15 protein-coding genes are annotated in these 13,493 nt (G+C 69.8%); 7 read left to right on the forward strand and 8 right to left on the reverse strand.

All coding sequences use genetic code 11. From position 1 onward, the window contains the following. Positions 1 to 136: 136 nt before the first annotated feature. Genes AC3EUV_RS03110 through AC3EUV_RS03120 form a run of 3 tightly spaced genes read left to right on the forward strand, consistent with a single transcriptional unit; the run spans position 137 to position 3,281 of the window. Complete coding sequence (locus AC3EUV_RS03110) at positions 137 to 418, forward strand: hypothetical protein (protein ID WP_435602092.1); 282 nt, start codon at positions 137 to 139, stop codon at positions 416 to 418. Next, entirely contained in the window at positions 415 to 2,805 is a 2,391-nt protein-coding gene (locus AC3EUV_RS03115; RefSeq protein ID WP_435602093.1) for a heavy metal translocating P-type ATPase, read from the forward strand. Before AC3EUV_RS03110 ends, AC3EUV_RS03115 begins: the two co-directional genes overlap by 4 nt. Then, positions 2,805 to 3,281, forward strand: a complete 477-nt coding sequence (locus AC3EUV_RS03120) for a copper chaperone PCu(A)C (protein ID WP_435602094.1) — start codon at positions 2,805 to 2,807, stop codon at positions 3,279 to 3,281. Before AC3EUV_RS03115 ends, AC3EUV_RS03120 begins: the two co-directional genes overlap by 1 nt. Before the next feature lie 80 nt (positions 3,282 to 3,361). Here the strand turns inward: AC3EUV_RS03120 and AC3EUV_RS03125 are convergent, their stop codons facing one another. After that, on the reverse strand, positions 3,362 to 3,955 hold the full coding sequence (locus AC3EUV_RS03125; protein WP_435602095.1) for a sigma-70 family RNA polymerase sigma factor: 594 nt from the start codon (positions 3,953 to 3,955) through the stop codon (positions 3,362 to 3,364). Between the two features lie 49 nt (positions 3,956 to 4,004). Between AC3EUV_RS03125 and AC3EUV_RS03130 the strand changes: the two genes are divergently transcribed. Further along, the gene (locus AC3EUV_RS03130) at positions 4,005 to 4,295 is read left to right on the forward strand and encodes a zf-HC2 domain-containing protein (RefSeq protein ID WP_432142644.1); all 291 of its coding nucleotides are present in this window, start codon (positions 4,005 to 4,007) and stop codon (positions 4,293 to 4,295) included. A gap of 212 nt (positions 4,296 to 4,507) precedes the next feature. Here the strand turns inward: AC3EUV_RS03130 and AC3EUV_RS03135 are convergent, their stop codons facing one another. The 7 genes from AC3EUV_RS03135 to AC3EUV_RS03165 form a co-directional block, all read right to left on the reverse strand. Beyond that, complete coding sequence (locus AC3EUV_RS03135) at positions 4,508 to 5,278, reverse strand: PE-PGRS family protein (RefSeq protein ID WP_435602096.1); 771 nt, start codon at positions 5,276 to 5,278, stop codon at positions 4,508 to 4,510. A gap of 188 nt (positions 5,279 to 5,466) precedes the next feature. Beyond that, positions 5,467 to 5,763, reverse strand: coding sequence for a hypothetical protein (locus tag AC3EUV_RS03140; RefSeq protein ID WP_432142646.1), 297 nt, complete (start codon positions 5,761 to 5,763; stop codon positions 5,467 to 5,469). Between the two features lie 105 nt (positions 5,764 to 5,868). Further along, positions 5,869 to 6,831, reverse strand: coding sequence for a ferritin-like domain-containing protein (locus AC3EUV_RS03145; protein ID WP_435602097.1), 963 nt, complete (start codon positions 6,829 to 6,831; stop codon positions 5,869 to 5,871). Position 6,832: 1 nt separating this feature from the next. Continuing rightward, on the reverse strand, positions 6,833 to 7,381 hold the full coding sequence (locus tag AC3EUV_RS03150; RefSeq protein WP_432142648.1) for a gluconate 2-dehydrogenase subunit 3 family protein: 549 nt from the start codon (positions 7,379 to 7,381) through the stop codon (positions 6,833 to 6,835). 67 nt (positions 7,382 to 7,448) lie between these two features. Further along, complete coding sequence (locus AC3EUV_RS03155; protein ID WP_435602098.1) at positions 7,449 to 9,137, reverse strand: GMC oxidoreductase; 1,689 nt, start codon at positions 9,135 to 9,137, stop codon at positions 7,449 to 7,451. A gap of 250 nt (positions 9,138 to 9,387) precedes the next feature. Further along, the gene (locus tag AC3EUV_RS03160; RefSeq protein ID WP_432142650.1) at positions 9,388 to 9,603 is read right to left on the reverse strand and encodes a ferredoxin; all 216 of its coding nucleotides are present in this window, start codon (positions 9,601 to 9,603) and stop codon (positions 9,388 to 9,390) included. A 4-nt stretch (positions 9,604 to 9,607) separates the two neighbouring features. Beyond that, entirely contained in the window at positions 9,608 to 10,798 is a 1,191-nt protein-coding gene (locus tag AC3EUV_RS03165) for a cytochrome P450 (RefSeq protein ID WP_435602099.1), read from the reverse strand. 113 nt (positions 10,799 to 10,911) lie between these two features. On the opposite strand from AC3EUV_RS03165, the gene AC3EUV_RS03170 reads away from it, so the two are divergent. From AC3EUV_RS03170 to sbnA, 3 genes are all read left to right on the forward strand, one after another. Beyond that, complete coding sequence (locus AC3EUV_RS03170; protein WP_435602100.1) at positions 10,912 to 11,541, forward strand: TetR/AcrR family transcriptional regulator; 630 nt, start codon at positions 10,912 to 10,914, stop codon at positions 11,539 to 11,541. A gap of 146 nt (positions 11,542 to 11,687) precedes the next feature. Continuing rightward, positions 11,688 to 12,122 (forward strand): hypothetical protein, encoded by a 435-nt coding sequence (locus tag AC3EUV_RS03175; protein WP_432142653.1) that lies wholly within the window; start codon positions 11,688 to 11,690, stop codon positions 12,120 to 12,122. Between the two features lie 405 nt (positions 12,123 to 12,527). Beyond that, positions 12,528 to 13,478, forward strand: coding sequence for a 2,3-diaminopropionate biosynthesis protein SbnA (gene sbnA, locus AC3EUV_RS03180; protein ID WP_432142654.1), 951 nt, complete (start codon positions 12,528 to 12,530; stop codon positions 13,476 to 13,478). Positions 13,479 to 13,493 lie beyond the last annotated feature (15 nt).

The raw sequence follows: 13,493 nt of genomic DNA on the forward strand, positions 1-13,493 counted from the left end.
GCGGGGGACACCGTTCAAACCCAGTTAGTCGGGCGCGGCGGCCGGTGAGTTCCGGCGGCGGAACGGGACAAACCTCACGTACTCACAACCCCCGGAACGGCCGCTGGACGCCGCCGTCAGCTGCCACGATGACGCGATGTCCAGCTCTTCGGCCGACCGCAGTCGGCCCCCTCTTCGCCAGGCCGTCACCCGGCTGCTGCCCGCCCGGTCGGTCATCGGTTTCCTCGCGCTGCTGGTGGTGCTCGGCCTGCTGTCGTACGCGGCCGGGACCGCCGCCGGACCGGTGGCCCCGGGGCTGCGCCCGGCAGACGGCACCCGTACGGGAGAGTCCACACCCACCGACGGCGGGGGCATGGGCGGGATGCACGGCATGGGCGCCCCGGCCCCCCGCCCGGTGCCGGTGGGAGTACCGCGATGACGCCGGAGCCCCGGCCCGGCACCCCGTCGCCGGACCTCGCCCCCGCCCCGGCCCGCAGCACCACCCTCACGATCGGCGGGATGACCTGTGCAGCCTGTGTGGGCCGGGTCGAGAAGAAGCTCGGCCGGCTGGACGGCGTCGCCGCCTCGGTGAATCTCGCCACCGGCCGGGCCACCGTCAGCCACCCCGCGGCGGTCTCCGTCAGCGACCTCATCGGCACCGTAGAGGCGGCCGGGTTCACCGCAGAGCTCCGGGAAGCCGCCCCCGAACCGGCCCCACAGGACGGGCTGCCGCCCACCGGCCGTCAGGACGGCCAGGACGCCCACGACACCCCGGAAACCGCCGGCCCCCCGGACGACGGTGCCCGCGCCGAGCGGCACCGGCTGCTGGCGGTCGCCCTGCTCTCGCTCCCCGTCCTCGTCCTGTCGATGGTGCCCGGCTGGCAGTTCCGCAACTGGCAGTGGCTGTGCTTCGTGCTCGCCGCGCCCGTCGCGATCTGGGGCGCCGCCCCCTTCCACACCCGGGCGCTGCGCGGGCTGCGGCACGGCGCGGCGACCATGGACACCCTGGTCTCCCTCGGCGTCGCCGCCTCCTTCCTCTGGTCCACCTATGCGCTGTTCCTCGGCGGGGCCGGCACGCCCGGGATGACGATGCCGTTCAGCCTGCTGCCCACCGCGGGCGACGGCACCGCCCACGTCTACCTCGAAGCCGCCGTCGGCGTACCGCTGTTCGTGCTGGCCGGACGGCGGATGGAGGCCAGGGCCCGGCGCGGCACCGGCGCCGCACTCCGCGCGCTGGCCGAACTCGCCGCCAAGGACGTCGCCGTACGCACCCCGGACGGTGAGCGGCGCATCCCGGTGAGCCGGCTGCTGGTCGGCGACCACTTCCTGGTCCGGCCCGGCGAACGGGTCGCCACCGACGGCACCGTAGTGGAGGGCAACTCCGCCCTGGACCTGTCCCTGATCAGCGGCGAGAGCCGCCCCGTCGAGGTCGGTCCGGGCGCGGCGGCGGTCGGCGGCGCGGTCAACTCCGGCGGACTGCTGGAGGTACGGGCCGACGCGGTGGGCGCCGACACCCAACTCGCCCGCATCACCCGGCTCGTGGAGGACGCCCAGACCGGCAAGACCAAGGTCCAGCGGCTCGCCGACGCGGTGGCGGCCGTCTTCGTGCCCGCCGTCCTGACCGTCTCGGTCAGCGTGCTGGGCTTCTGGCTCGGTGCCGGAGCCGAGCCGCAGGCGGCGATCACCGCCGCGGTGGCCGTCCTCGTCGTCGCCTGCCCCTGCGCGCTCGGGCTGGCCACCCCGACCGCGCTGCTGGCCGCCACCGGCCGCGGCGCCCAACTGGGCATCCTGGTCCGGGGGCCGGAGGCGCTGGAGCGACTGCGCCGCATCGACACCGTCGTCCTCGACAAGACCGGCACCCTCACCACGGGCCGGATGAGCGTCACCGCCCTCACCCCGCGCACCGGCGGCCTCGGCGCCGCGGCGGCACTGCGGCTGGCCGCCACCGTCGAGCAGGGCTCCGAACATCCGCTGGCCCGCGCCGTCACCGCCCACGCGGACGAGCAGCAGCCGGGCCAACCGCTGCCGCCCGTCGCGGACTTCAGCGCCACGCCGGGCCACGGCGTACGCGGCACCGCGGACGGCCGCCTGGTGGAGGTCGCCCGGCCCGGCGACCTCACCGGTCTGCCGGCCCCGCTGCCGGACGCGGTGCACACCGCGGAGGCGGCCGGCCACACCGCCGTCCTGGTCACCGTCGACGGCACCCCGGAGGCCGTGCTCGCGGTGGGCGACGCGCTCCGCCCCGACGGCTACCGTGCCGTCGACCGGCTGCGCCGCCTGGGGCTGCGACCGGTGCTGGCCACCGGCGACCGGGCCGCGACCGCCCGCGCGGTGGCCGGCCATCTCGCCATCACGGAGATCCATGCCGAGGCCCACCCCGAGGACAAGGCCGCCCTCGTCACCACCCTCAAGGAACAGGGCGGCCGGGTCGCCGTCGTCGGCGACGGGGTCAATGACGCCGCGGCCCTCGCGCTCGCCGACCTCGGCATCGCCATGGGCAGCGGCACCGACGCCGCGATCGGCGCGGCCGATGTGACCCTGGTACGCGAGGACCTCCAGGCCATCGCCGACGCCGTACTCCTGGCCCGGCGCACCCTGGGCACCATCCGCGGCAACCTCGTCTGGGCCTTCGGCTACAACCTCGTCACCCTGCCGCTCGCCGCCGTCGGTCTGCTCAACCCGATGGTGGCCGCCGCCGCCATGTCCGCCAGCTCACTGCTCGTCGTGGGCAACAGCCTCCGGCTGCGCGCCTGGCGGCCGGGCGGCGCCGGCAAGTCCGCCCGCCGCCCGCACAGTCCCCGGGCGCAAGCACGTTGGGAGACCTGATGAAACGGCTGCCCCTCTCGGCCGTCGCCGTACCGCTGCTCACCTGTCTGGTGACGCTCAACGTCCTCGCCCTGTGGACCGCCACCGGCAACGCGGGGACCCCCGCGAAGCTCAGCGTCCCCGAGGGCCGGGTATTCATCGCCGGCGGATCCGAGGCCACCGCCGCGTTCTTCACCATCCGCAACTCCGGTGGCGCGGACGACGTCCTGACCGGCGTCACCGGCCCGGCCGGCCACCGCACGATGCTCAGCCGCACCGTCGACATCGGGCGCAACGCCCGGAGCATGGCGATGGTCGGCGGCGCCACCGTCCCCGCCGGCGCCGCCCTGAACATGACGCCGACCGGCCTGGACGTCATGGTCAGCCCGCCGCCCCGGCTCGCGCCCGGCGACCGGCTCACCTTCACCCTGCATTTCCGCGACAGCCCACCGCAGACCGTACGGGCCCGCGCGGTACGCCCCGGTGACGGGTGGTGAAGCGGCCGGAGCCACGGCGGGGCTCACGGACCGGGCCCGCGCCCGTCCTTGAGCCCCGCCGCCCGCGGGCGAGCGGCCCGTCAGGCCACGGCATCCGCGTAGGCTCGCGGCCCGTCGGCCGTTTCGGCCCGCTCCGCGTCCGTCAGCAGCGCGATCAGCGTCTCCCGGGCGCGCGCGACCCGGGACCGCACGGTGCCGATGGGACAGCCGATCACCCCGGCCGCCGCCGCGTACGGCAGCCCCAGCAGCTGGGTGAGCACGAACGCCTCCCGCCGTTCCGGCGCCAGCGCCGCCAGCAGTTCGGCCAGCGCGACGCCCTCGTCGAACCCGGGCACGCCACGCGGCTGTACCCGTTCCGCGGCCGTCTGCCAGTCGTCCGTCCCGGCCAGCCGGGGCCGGACCGCATGGGACCGGATCCGGTCCACCACGACCCGCCGGGCGATGGTCAGCAGCCAGGTCCGCGCCGAGGACCGGCCCTCGAACCGCGGCAGACTGCGCAGCGCCCGGACATAGGTGTCCTGCACCAGGTCGTCGGCCGCCTGCGGATCCCCGCTCAGATGCGTCACATAGCGCCGCACATCGAGCTGCGTGGCCCGCACGAACTCCTCGACGGCCCGCTCGTCACCGGTACGGGCGGCCAGCGCCCAGCCCGTCACCGCCTCGTCATCCCGCATCCCGCGACCGCCCCTCGCCGCCCGGCGCGGCTTCGGGGAGGATGGACACATGCTCTGCTCGCGCATCCGTACGGCACTCTCCGCCCGCCTCGACGGCGAGGAACTGCCCCCCGGACTCACCGCCCGCCGGCTCGACGACCATCTCGCCGGCTGCCCGGACTGCCGGCGGTGGCACGCGCAGGCACAGGCTCTGACGGCCGGCCTCGACCGCGCCACCGCGCACCCCGAAGACGACCGGGCGGCGGCCGACGCGCTGCTCGCCCGGCTGCGGTCGGCTGCCGTACTGCCGGGTCCGGGCTCCCCCGGCACGGCGGACACCGGTGGCAAACGGGCCGGTTGACCCGGCGGCCCGCGGGCACCCGCCCCCGCCGGCCGGTGCACCTTCGGATGCGGGCAGCGGCGCCACCGGCATCCGGACAGGATTCATCATCTGGAGTCCTTCGCATGATCCGGCCACCGCGCTCCGGCGGGGACCGGTGAAGTCGGAGCCGGGACCCGGGGCGCGTGCATCGGCGCCCGTCCGTCCACCGGCTCGGGAATACGTCCGCGCTGTCAGCCGACAGCCGGTTCCCGCGGGGGACCCCGCAACGACCTCGTATGCGCCAGCAGCAATTGCCGTACCGCGTGCCGCGGCTCCTGCCGGGCGGTGCGGACGGCGGGCCGCGCCTCGGGCAGCACGATCCGCAGGACCAGCACCAGCGGCGCGAACAGCCAGGCCGACACGCTCCGTACGAGCTGGAACGCGGCCCGCTCGCCGCCCCACAGCCAGCCGGCGGCGATCAGGGCGACCAGCAGGTGGACCGCGAGCATGCCGGTCGCGCTGCCGTGCATCCCCGGCATCTGCTGCGCGGGCGCGGCCATGCCGGCCATGTGGTCCATGCCCGCCATGTGGTCCATGCCCGCCATCCGGCCGCCGTGCCCCGTCGAGGGCATGGCCGCCGTCTGCTGATGCATCATCCGCAGCAGCTCGGCGCGGTCAGGTCCCGACGACGGCATCCCCTGGGCGCCGCACAGCCAGCTGTCCGCCCACTGGCGCACGAGCGACCGCTCGCCGCCACCGGAACCGGTGACCGCCTGACCGAACGAGAAGACGGTGTGCAGGGCGGCCTGGGTGCCCACGGTCAGCAACCCCACCAGCAGCGGGCCCCGTTCCCGGCCCGCACAGCACCAGGCACCGGCCGCGGTGCCCACCCAGGCGGTCAGCAGCATCCAGCCGGGTATCACGGCATCCGACATCACCGCGTGGCCCAGCGCAGCGAGCAGTACGCAGACCGCCGCGAACACCGCGGCCCGCAGCCCCCTGAGAACCTGCCCCGCATCCATGACAGGGCCATCGTCGCACCCCGGCTCCACCGCGCGACGAGAGGGGCCCCGACCTGCCGTTTCCAGCGGCGCCGGGGGGCATTTGACGGGCCGCGGACGGGGCGCGCGACTGCCGGCCGCCCCGTACACAGCGGCGTCGCCCGCCCCGATGGCTTCGGGGCGGGCGACGCGAAAGCGCTGACGTGTGGTCAGGACATGTTCTCTTCGGCGTCGAGGTACGCCTGGATCTTCTCGTCCAGCGCGTTGGCCTCCGCACGGGCGCGCTGGGCGGCCTCGTGCTCGCCTTCCCCGTCCAGGCGCGCGGCCTTGGCCTTCAGGTCGGCGGACTGCTGGCGCAGCTCGCTGATGTTGACGCTGATGGCGCCCCCGGCTGCCACGCTCTGCCGGCCGGCGGCCGTGGTAGCGGCCTGCGCCGGCAGCGCCGCGAACAGCACACCGCCGGCCACGGCCGCCGTCACGGCGAGAGCGGAAATACGTCGATACATGAGATCCCCCTGGTTGAAAAATGGGTCGTTACCGGCCAGTAAGGCTACATGAAGTGATCTTGTGCTCCGACCGCGGAGGGTGAGGGAGCGTCGGTGCGGGATGCATCAGGACGTCCCGTCATCCCATCGGAACTCCGGGCGGATCCCACGTTTGATCAGGTCTCGGCCGAGGATCTGAAGCTGAAACATCGCCGCCACGTTCGGTGGCGCGCCGGACGTCCAGCAGGACTCCAGGTCGATCAGCAACTGCGAGAATGTGCGGTTGAATTCGGCCGAGGGGTTCGGTTCGGCAAGGGAATGCCGGAAGTCGTAGACGTCCGGCAAGTCGATGTGAGCTCCGCTGAAACTCCATTTGCCGCCGACCTTCACCAGCCGCTTCTGGAGCCAGAGTTCCTTGAAAAGGTAGTAGTGTGCGAAACTTCCCCGCTCCTCCCCTGACGGCTGGTCGGGAGAATCCTGCACACCCTCTCCTTCGCTCTTGATCCGATCGATCACCTCGATCGCGTCAGCGACGTTCTCAATCCGATGCGAAGAGGGCAGGTCTACTGCATGTGCCTCCGGATCGATCTCGGGACAGAGCGTCTGGAAGGTCATGATGATCGTGTTGTAGAAGGCGCCGATCGTGGCAGGCGTCCGGTCCGCCCGGAACGCGACCGGAGGGAATTCCGGAGTCTCGATCTGCATGAATACCGCGAGCTGATCCTTCCGCAATGGCTTCAAATCGACCGGAAGCTCCTGTGGGATGCCACCGGGTAGCTCGTCGATCGGGTAGTCCGGCACAAAGTCTGCGTGTCCGATCGACGGCCGACCGCCGATAGCGGCCAGGAGGTTTCCGGCCAGCGCGAAGTGACTCATCTCCTGGCTGACGACTTCATGCACCACGCCCTCGACGCGATCCGGATCGCGCTTGACCGACCATTGTGCACACAGGTAGGGCGGGATCGTGGAGAATTCCAGACGCATCGCAAGCTGCAATGCGCCTTTGAGGTCGTCCAGGGACAGCGTGCCTGCTTCGACATACTCTCTTATCGTCTTCACGCGCGCGGTGCCCGCGGTGACAGGATTCATGCTACAGCCCCAGCTTCCTGAGTTCGTCGTCGATGATGCGCTGTGCCTCGGGCGGGACGCCGGGAAATTCGAGCAGCGGCACGTTTCCGATATAGCCGATCGCCTTGAAGCCGATTTCGGTCGTGAAATAACCGTTCAACAGCAGGGACCGGAACCGGACAAAGAAGCTTCTGTCCGTTGCGGTGGTCGACGCGATCTGGTCGACGATCGTGCGCTGCTGGGAACCGTTCAAGTCGACGAACCCGAGCCCGAACTGCCGCTGCGAGGATTCGTCGACCATGGTAAGGCCGGTCGTGATGAGGGTTCTGTCCTTCTGCTGAGTACGGTACGGGGCGCTCACCCAGTCGTCGAAGAAATCGACGATACCCACGGCACCCGGCGCCGGGAATTCGTCGGTACCCGGCAGAATGATGTCGCTGAGGACCGCGATGAGCTTCCGCTGGTGGTCGGAGAGCGTGCGCGGCCAAGGGGTGTCCGGCGTCACGAGATTGGGGTCGGTCCCGTAGCCCTGCGTTGCGGTGTCGAAACCGGAGGCGTCGTTATCATCCATTTGCTTCCCTCATTACGGGTTCCCCCTCATCCGCTCGCTCTCTTCGGGGTACGGCAGGCAGCTGCGATCAGAGTCCGCCGTTCTTCAGCAATTCGACGATCCGGTCCGAACTTCGCGCTGCCAGTGCCAGGATCGTGAGTGTGGGGTTCTTGTCCGGGCTCGATGCGAAGGCGGCGCCATCGAGGACGAACACGTTCCTTACGTCCCAGCACCTGTTGTAGGCGTCGATCACGGAGTTCTGCGGTGAGGTTCCCATTCGTGCGCCACCGACTTCATGGCTTGCTCCGCCGCCCTGGGGCATCGCGAACGCGGCGTTGTCCGGCGCGCCCCCGAGCAGGCGAAATACCTTGTTGAAGGTCTCGTGCATGTGCATGGCTTGCTGGATTTCTGAATCTGCCCATTTCCAATGGAAACGCAGAACTGGAACGCCCCACTTATCCTTCGTCATGGGATCGAGTTCGCAGAAACAGTCCTCGTTCGGGATCATCTCGCCTTCACCGATGAGGGTGACGGTCGTGCCGTATTTTCGCCGGACCTCCGCACGAACCGCGTCGCCGTAGGTCGCGGAACTGGAGGAGATGAGACCGCCGATGCCGGTCGGCGGCATCCTGCGACCCCCGCGCGGCTCGATATGGTAACCGCGCGGAAAGCCGAGGTGCCCGGCGGCCTGCTCATTCAGGAGCCACCACGGCACATAGATGTGTGGCGTAAAGATGCCGTCATCGTTCAACACCGGCAGCTTCTCCAGCAACGGAATCTGTGACGATCGCGCAAGTTCGATTGAATCCATCAGATACTTGCCGACCAGTCCGTGACTGTTTCCGATGCCGTTGGGGAATGCTGCACTTCTTGAGTTGAGCAGAATGCGGACCGACGAGCAGGTTCCGGCGGCCAGTACCACTGCCCTCCCTGTGACCGAGAACTCGGCCCCGGTCTCGCGGTCGTTGTAAGTGACCCCGGTCGCCCGTCCAGTTGCATCGATGTCGACCCGCGACACCATCGCATTGCACACGGTGGTGAGATTTCCGGTCGCCTGAGCGGGGGGAATGAGGACGGTGGTGCTCTGGAAGTTGGACCGGCTACTACAGCCTCGTGTGCACGGAGTGGCGTACAGGCATGCTGCACGGCCGTTCAATGGACGCGTGAGAATGGCCGCCCGAATGGCTGCCACTTTCATCCCCATGTGCTCGAATGCCCGACTGAGAACGATCTCGTGGGCTCGTGGAGGTGGCGGCGGAAGGTGGACGCCGGGGGGCGAGTCCGGGACGTTCTCGATCCCGTGGGCAAGGCCCGTGACGCCAATGTGGCGTTCGACCTTGTCGTACCACGGAGCCAGATCGGAGTATTCGATCGGCCAGTCAACACCCAGTCCGTCACGGGTCTTCGGTTTGAAGTCGTAGGGCCCGAAGCGCAGTGCCACTCTTCCCCAGTGATTGGTGCGCCCGCCCAACATCCGCGGTCGCCACCAGCTGAACGCCTGCGCGGGGTCGGCCTGAGTGTATGGCTCACCAACGAGTTCCGTACCTCCGTCGACGGTGGCGTCGTAGTAGCCCTGTGGCTTGTCCGCAGTCGACGCTGCCCGCAGTGGCGCAGCCTCCGGCGTATTGAACATCGGTGTCTCGGCGACGGGGGCGTAGTCTCGTCCGGCTTCCAGCATGAGGACGCGTAAGCCTGCGGTCGAAAGCTCATGTGCGGCCATTCCACCGGCAGCCCCCGAGCCGACAACGATGACGTCAAACACGGGCATGCTCGGCATGTGGGTCCACTCTTTCACCGGAATTGTGGCGCGCGGAACGGTGACTCCGTCAGGGATTCACTTTCTGTGATGGCGTGATGACAAGTTTTGCAGAGCCTCCAGTGCCTCGCGACTCCGGAGAGCCGTAAGGGCTGTCCCGTAATCCCCGGCGGGCGCACGACGACAGCTAGGGCACCTCGCCGTGTCGTCGGGACCTCCGGATACGCAAACGGGGCGTGGCCGGCGCCACGCCCCGTCGGAATCCGTTGTCCTACGGCCGGGGTCCGATGACCTCCGCGCCGTCCCGGACAGTGATGGCGGCGGCGGGGCAGACATCGGCGGCGTCCAGGGCGCGCTCGTCCGCCTCGATCCGGTCCTTCAGCGGCCGGGCGTACGCGCCGTCCACCACGAAGAGGTCCGCGGCGATGGCGGCGCAGGAGCCCGAGGCGATGCACTGCTGCGGGTCGATCTCCACATGCCAGCTCATCCGGTCACCACCCCACCGGCATGACCCGCGGCCCGCGCACCAGCATCTCGCTCTTCCACACCACGTCACCGGCCAGCCGCAGGTCCGGGAAGCGGGTGATCAGGGCGCCGATCGCCTCCTGGAGCTCCAGACGGGCCAGCGGCGCACCGAGGCAGTGATGGACGCCATGGCCGAATCCGAGGTGCTGAGTACCGGTCCGGGAGATGTCCAGCTTCCCGGGTGCGTCGAAGCGCAGCGCGTCCCGGTTGGCGGCGCCCACCGCCACCAGGACCGGGGTTCCGGCCCGCACCAGCGTCCCGCCGACCTCGACATCCTCCGTGGCGTAGCGGGCCTGGCTCGCCCCGCTGCCCAGCGGCACAAACCGCAGTAACTCCTCCACCGCGCCGCCGATCAGCTCCGGCCGCTCGCGCAGCAGGGCGAGCTGGCCCGGGTGGTCCAGCAGCGCGAGCACGAAGTTGGGGATCTGGGTGGCGGTGGTCTCGTGCCCGGCGACCAGAATGCCCACGCAGAGGTCCACGAGTTCGACTTCGGACAGCCGGTCGTTGACATCCCGGGCGTCGATCAGCGCCGTCATCAGATCGTCCCGCGGAGCCCGCCGGTGCTCCTCGATCAACTGCCTCATATAGGCGCGGAGTTCTTCCATGTTGGCGTCGAATTCCGCCGCGGTGAGGGAACTTGTCGACAAGGCCGCATCGCTCCACACCCGGAACCGCGGCCGGTCCTCGGCCGGCACCCCGAGCATCCGGCAGATCACGGCAACGGGAATGGGCAGGGCGTAACGGTCCACCAGGTCGGCCGGCGGCCCGGCCGCTTCCAGCTCGTCGAGCAGCTCGCTCGCCAGCTGCTTGACCTGCGGCCGGAGCTTCTCGACCTGGCGGACGGTGAACGCCTTGGCCACCAGCGTCCGCAGCCGGGTGTGATCGGGCGGGTCCATCCCCAGGATGCCGCTGTCCTGGCGCCCTTCGGACTGCCGGGGCTCGTCGTGCCGTGCGCCCTCGGCGCGGCTGAAGCGCTGATCACCGAGGACGAACCGGGCCTCGGCGTACCGGGTCACGAGCCAGGCCGGCTCGCCGTAGGTCATCCGGACCTTCAGCAGTCCCGGCCGGCTGCGGGCGTGTTCGTACTCTTCGGAAAGCTCAAGGCTCTCGGGAACATTGAAGGGGTAGGAGAGGGGTGCTGTGTCGGCTGTGGTCAAGGCGACCTCCCTTGTGTAAGCACCTGCTTACATCACGGTAAGCCGCCCCCCGGAGGCGGTCAACGACGCATTGTGGCCGTCCTCGTGACGGGCCGACGAAGAGGAGCGTGGCGATGGCGAAGACCCCGCAGGACGGCACGGCGAACGCATCCCGCCGGGACGCGCAGGGCACCCGGCGGCGGTTGCTCGACGCCGCGTCGGAGCTGTTCGCCGAGCGCGGCTACGAACGGGCGACGGTGCGCGACATCGCGTCCCGGGCGGGGGCCAACCAGGCCCTGTTGTTCCGCTACTTCGGATCGAAGAAGGCCCTGTTCGGAGAGGTGATGGCGCGTGGCGGGCAGGAGCAGCTGCGCAGCACTCCCGCCGAGCGGCTGTTCGAGGTCGCGCTGCGCGGGATGCTGGCCGGCGGCGGCGGGGCGGGCGCCGACCGCTCGCTGGAGGTGTGCCTGCGCTCCATCGGCGGCAGCGACGAGATCGGGGAGGCGCTGCGCGGGCTGGGGGAGGAGTACGCGGAGGTCCTCGCCACGCTCTCCGAGTCCGACACCGGGAGTCTTCGGGCGGATCTGGCGCTGTCCTGGCTGCTGGGAATTGGCTTGATGCGGGTGGTCGTCGCCAAGGAGCCACTGGCGAGCGCCGACCCCGACACGGTCTGCGCACTCGTCGCGGGCGCCCTGGGGAACCTGCTGGAGAACCTGCCGAAGGACGGTCCGGCCGACGGGGAAAGCGCCGGGAATCCGGAGTGAACAGCCAGGTCACGGCGTGGCGCCTTGCCCTGCGTGCTGCGTTCCAGTGACTCTGCGGCGGGTCGCAAGTCGGTGGACAAATGCCCGCTTATCGTCTTCTTTGCAGGAAATATTCATTTTCTGCAAAGTCGAGTGAAGGTGGAAACATGCTCCGTTCGATCCCGCGCGGCCTTGCAGTGGCCGGCCTGACCGCGGCTGCCCTCGTGGTGCCGACGGCAGGCGCCGCCACCGCCGCGACCACGCCCCCCAGTGGCACCCAGGCTGCCCAGTGTGCCTCGCACCGCTGCGAGAAGGGCCACCCCGGCAACCAGCAGCACGACCGCCACCACGGCCGCGTCGGGCAGCGTGGCCACGACGGCTATGACGGCTTCGGCCGCGACCGCCGTGACGGCTACGGCCGCGACGGCGGCTACGACCGCTTCGACCGGGACGATTACGGCCGCCACCACGACCGCTATGACCGCGACCGCTACGGCCGCGACCGCGACCGCTATGACCGCGACCGCTACGACCGTGACCGCGACGGCCGCGGCCTGGGCAGGAACGGCCTGCTCAACCTCGGTCTGCTCGGCCTCCTCTGATACCCGTTCAGGCGGCGCGTGGTGGGCCCGGGGTCTTGACCCCGGGCCCACTGTCTGCGTGTCCGGGGTGGCCGAAGTTCACCCCGTGGCGTCACCACGGGTAACGGCTGGTCAGAAGCGGTATGCCGGGGCGGGATCAAGCCACATTTCATGATTCAACGTTTTTGGTTTCCATATAATCGTTGTCATTGGCCTTGCGTGATGGCAGGATTGTTCCGTCGCATCGTGAATGGGGGATTTGCGACAACGGGGGACGGGGGAAGAGTCCCTTCTGCGTAGCGCGCACCTGACCCGTGCACCGACCAACAAGCCCGTGGGCTTCTCGCTTCTGCGAGCGCAATTGTTTTGTGCTGCCCATTTTCAACGGTTTGGATTCTGGTGATAGCGGAAGAAGTTTATGATCTCGTGCTGGATGATCTCTTCATCCGGCTTGACCAATTAGTTCCCGGCAGTTCAGTCTTCCTCAAACTGGAAGGTCTCAATCCTGCCGGTTCGGTAAAACTCAAAACTGCTGTCGCGCTGGTAGCGGCGGCCGAGGAATCCGGGCGCTGCTTCCCGCGGACCCGGCTGATCGAATCGACGTCGGGCAACCTCGGCGTCGCCCTGGCGATGGTGTGTGCGGCGAAGGGCTACCGGCTGACCTGTGTCACGGACCCCAACTCCACCGCCCAGTCGCGGCGTCTGATGGAGGTCCTCGGCGCCGACGTGGTGGTCATCGACGTCAGGGACGTCCACGGCGGCTATCTCCAGTCGCGTATCGACTACATCGGCGAGCGGCTGCGCCGCGACCCCGACCTGTTCTGGCTGAACCAGTACGCCAACCCGGCCGGGCCACAGGCTCACCGGGACCGCACCGGCCGTGCGCTCCTCGAGGAGATCGGCCATATCGACTACGCCTTCATCGGGGCCGGAACGACGGGCACCCTGGTGGGCTGCGCGGAGTACCTGCGCCGCCACAGCCCCGCCACCCGGATCATCGCGGTGGACGCCGAGGGCTCCGTGACCTTCGGCGGGCCCGCTGCCCGCCGCCACATTCCCGGTCTGGGGACGAGCCGGCGGCCGGAAATTCTGGACACCGGGAATATCGACGAGGTCGTGCTCATTTCCGAGTCGGCGGCCGTGGAGATGTGCCGGACGCTGGCCGAAGAACGCGGGCTGCTGCTGGGGGGCTCGTCCGGCACGGTGCTGTCTGCCGTGCAGGATGCCGCGAAGGAGATCCCGGACGGAAGTGTCGTGGTGGCCATTTCACCCGACTTCGGGGACCGCTATCTGGAGACCATCTATAACGACGACTGGGTAGCGGAACGCTGGCCCGAGAACGTCGGCAACAAGAAAATATCTCAGGCGCCGGCCTGAGTGGGGGGAAATTCC

The sequence above is a fragment of the Streptomyces sp. bgisy130 genome (assembly GCF_057708345.1).

Bases quoted from the DNA above. Each gene is read 5' to 3' on its own strand.
- AC3EUV_RS03110 (WP_435602092.1), top strand. From the start codon at position 137: ATGTCCAGCTCTTCGGCCGACCGCAGTCGGCCCCCTCTTCGCCAGGCC.
- AC3EUV_RS03115 (WP_435602093.1), top strand. From the start codon at position 415: ATGACGCCGGAGCCCCGGCCCGGCACCCCGTCGCCGGACCTCGCCCCC.
- AC3EUV_RS03120 (WP_435602094.1), top strand. From the start codon at position 2,805: ATGAAACGGCTGCCCCTCTCGGCCGTCGCCGTACCGCTGCTCACCTGT.
- AC3EUV_RS03125 (WP_435602095.1), bottom strand. From the start codon at position 3,955: ATGCGGGATGACGAGGCGGTGACGGGCTGGGCGCTGGCCGCCCGTACC.
- AC3EUV_RS03130 (WP_432142644.1), top strand. From the start codon at position 4,005: ATGCTCTGCTCGCGCATCCGTACGGCACTCTCCGCCCGCCTCGACGGC.
- AC3EUV_RS03135 (WP_435602096.1), bottom strand. From the start codon at position 5,278: ATGGATGCGGGGCAGGTTCTCAGGGGGCTGCGGGCCGCGGTGTTCGCG.
- AC3EUV_RS03140 (WP_432142646.1), bottom strand. From the start codon at position 5,763: ATGTATCGACGTATTTCCGCTCTCGCCGTGACGGCGGCCGTGGCCGGC.
- AC3EUV_RS03145 (WP_435602097.1), bottom strand. From the start codon at position 6,831: ATGAATCCTGTCACCGCGGGCACCGCGCGCGTGAAGACGATAAGAGAG.
- AC3EUV_RS03150 (WP_432142648.1), bottom strand. From the start codon at position 7,381: ATGGATGATAACGACGCCTCCGGTTTCGACACCGCAACGCAGGGCTAC.
- AC3EUV_RS03155 (WP_435602098.1), bottom strand. From the start codon at position 9,137: ATGCCGAGCATGCCCGTGTTTGACGTCATCGTTGTCGGCTCGGGGGCT.
- AC3EUV_RS03160 (WP_432142650.1), bottom strand. From the start codon at position 9,603: ATGAGCTGGCATGTGGAGATCGACCCGCAGCAGTGCATCGCCTCGGGC.
- AC3EUV_RS03170 (WP_435602100.1), top strand. From the start codon at position 10,912: ATGGCGAAGACCCCGCAGGACGGCACGGCGAACGCATCCCGCCGGGAC.
- AC3EUV_RS03175 (WP_432142653.1), top strand. From the start codon at position 11,688: ATGCTCCGTTCGATCCCGCGCGGCCTTGCAGTGGCCGGCCTGACCGCG.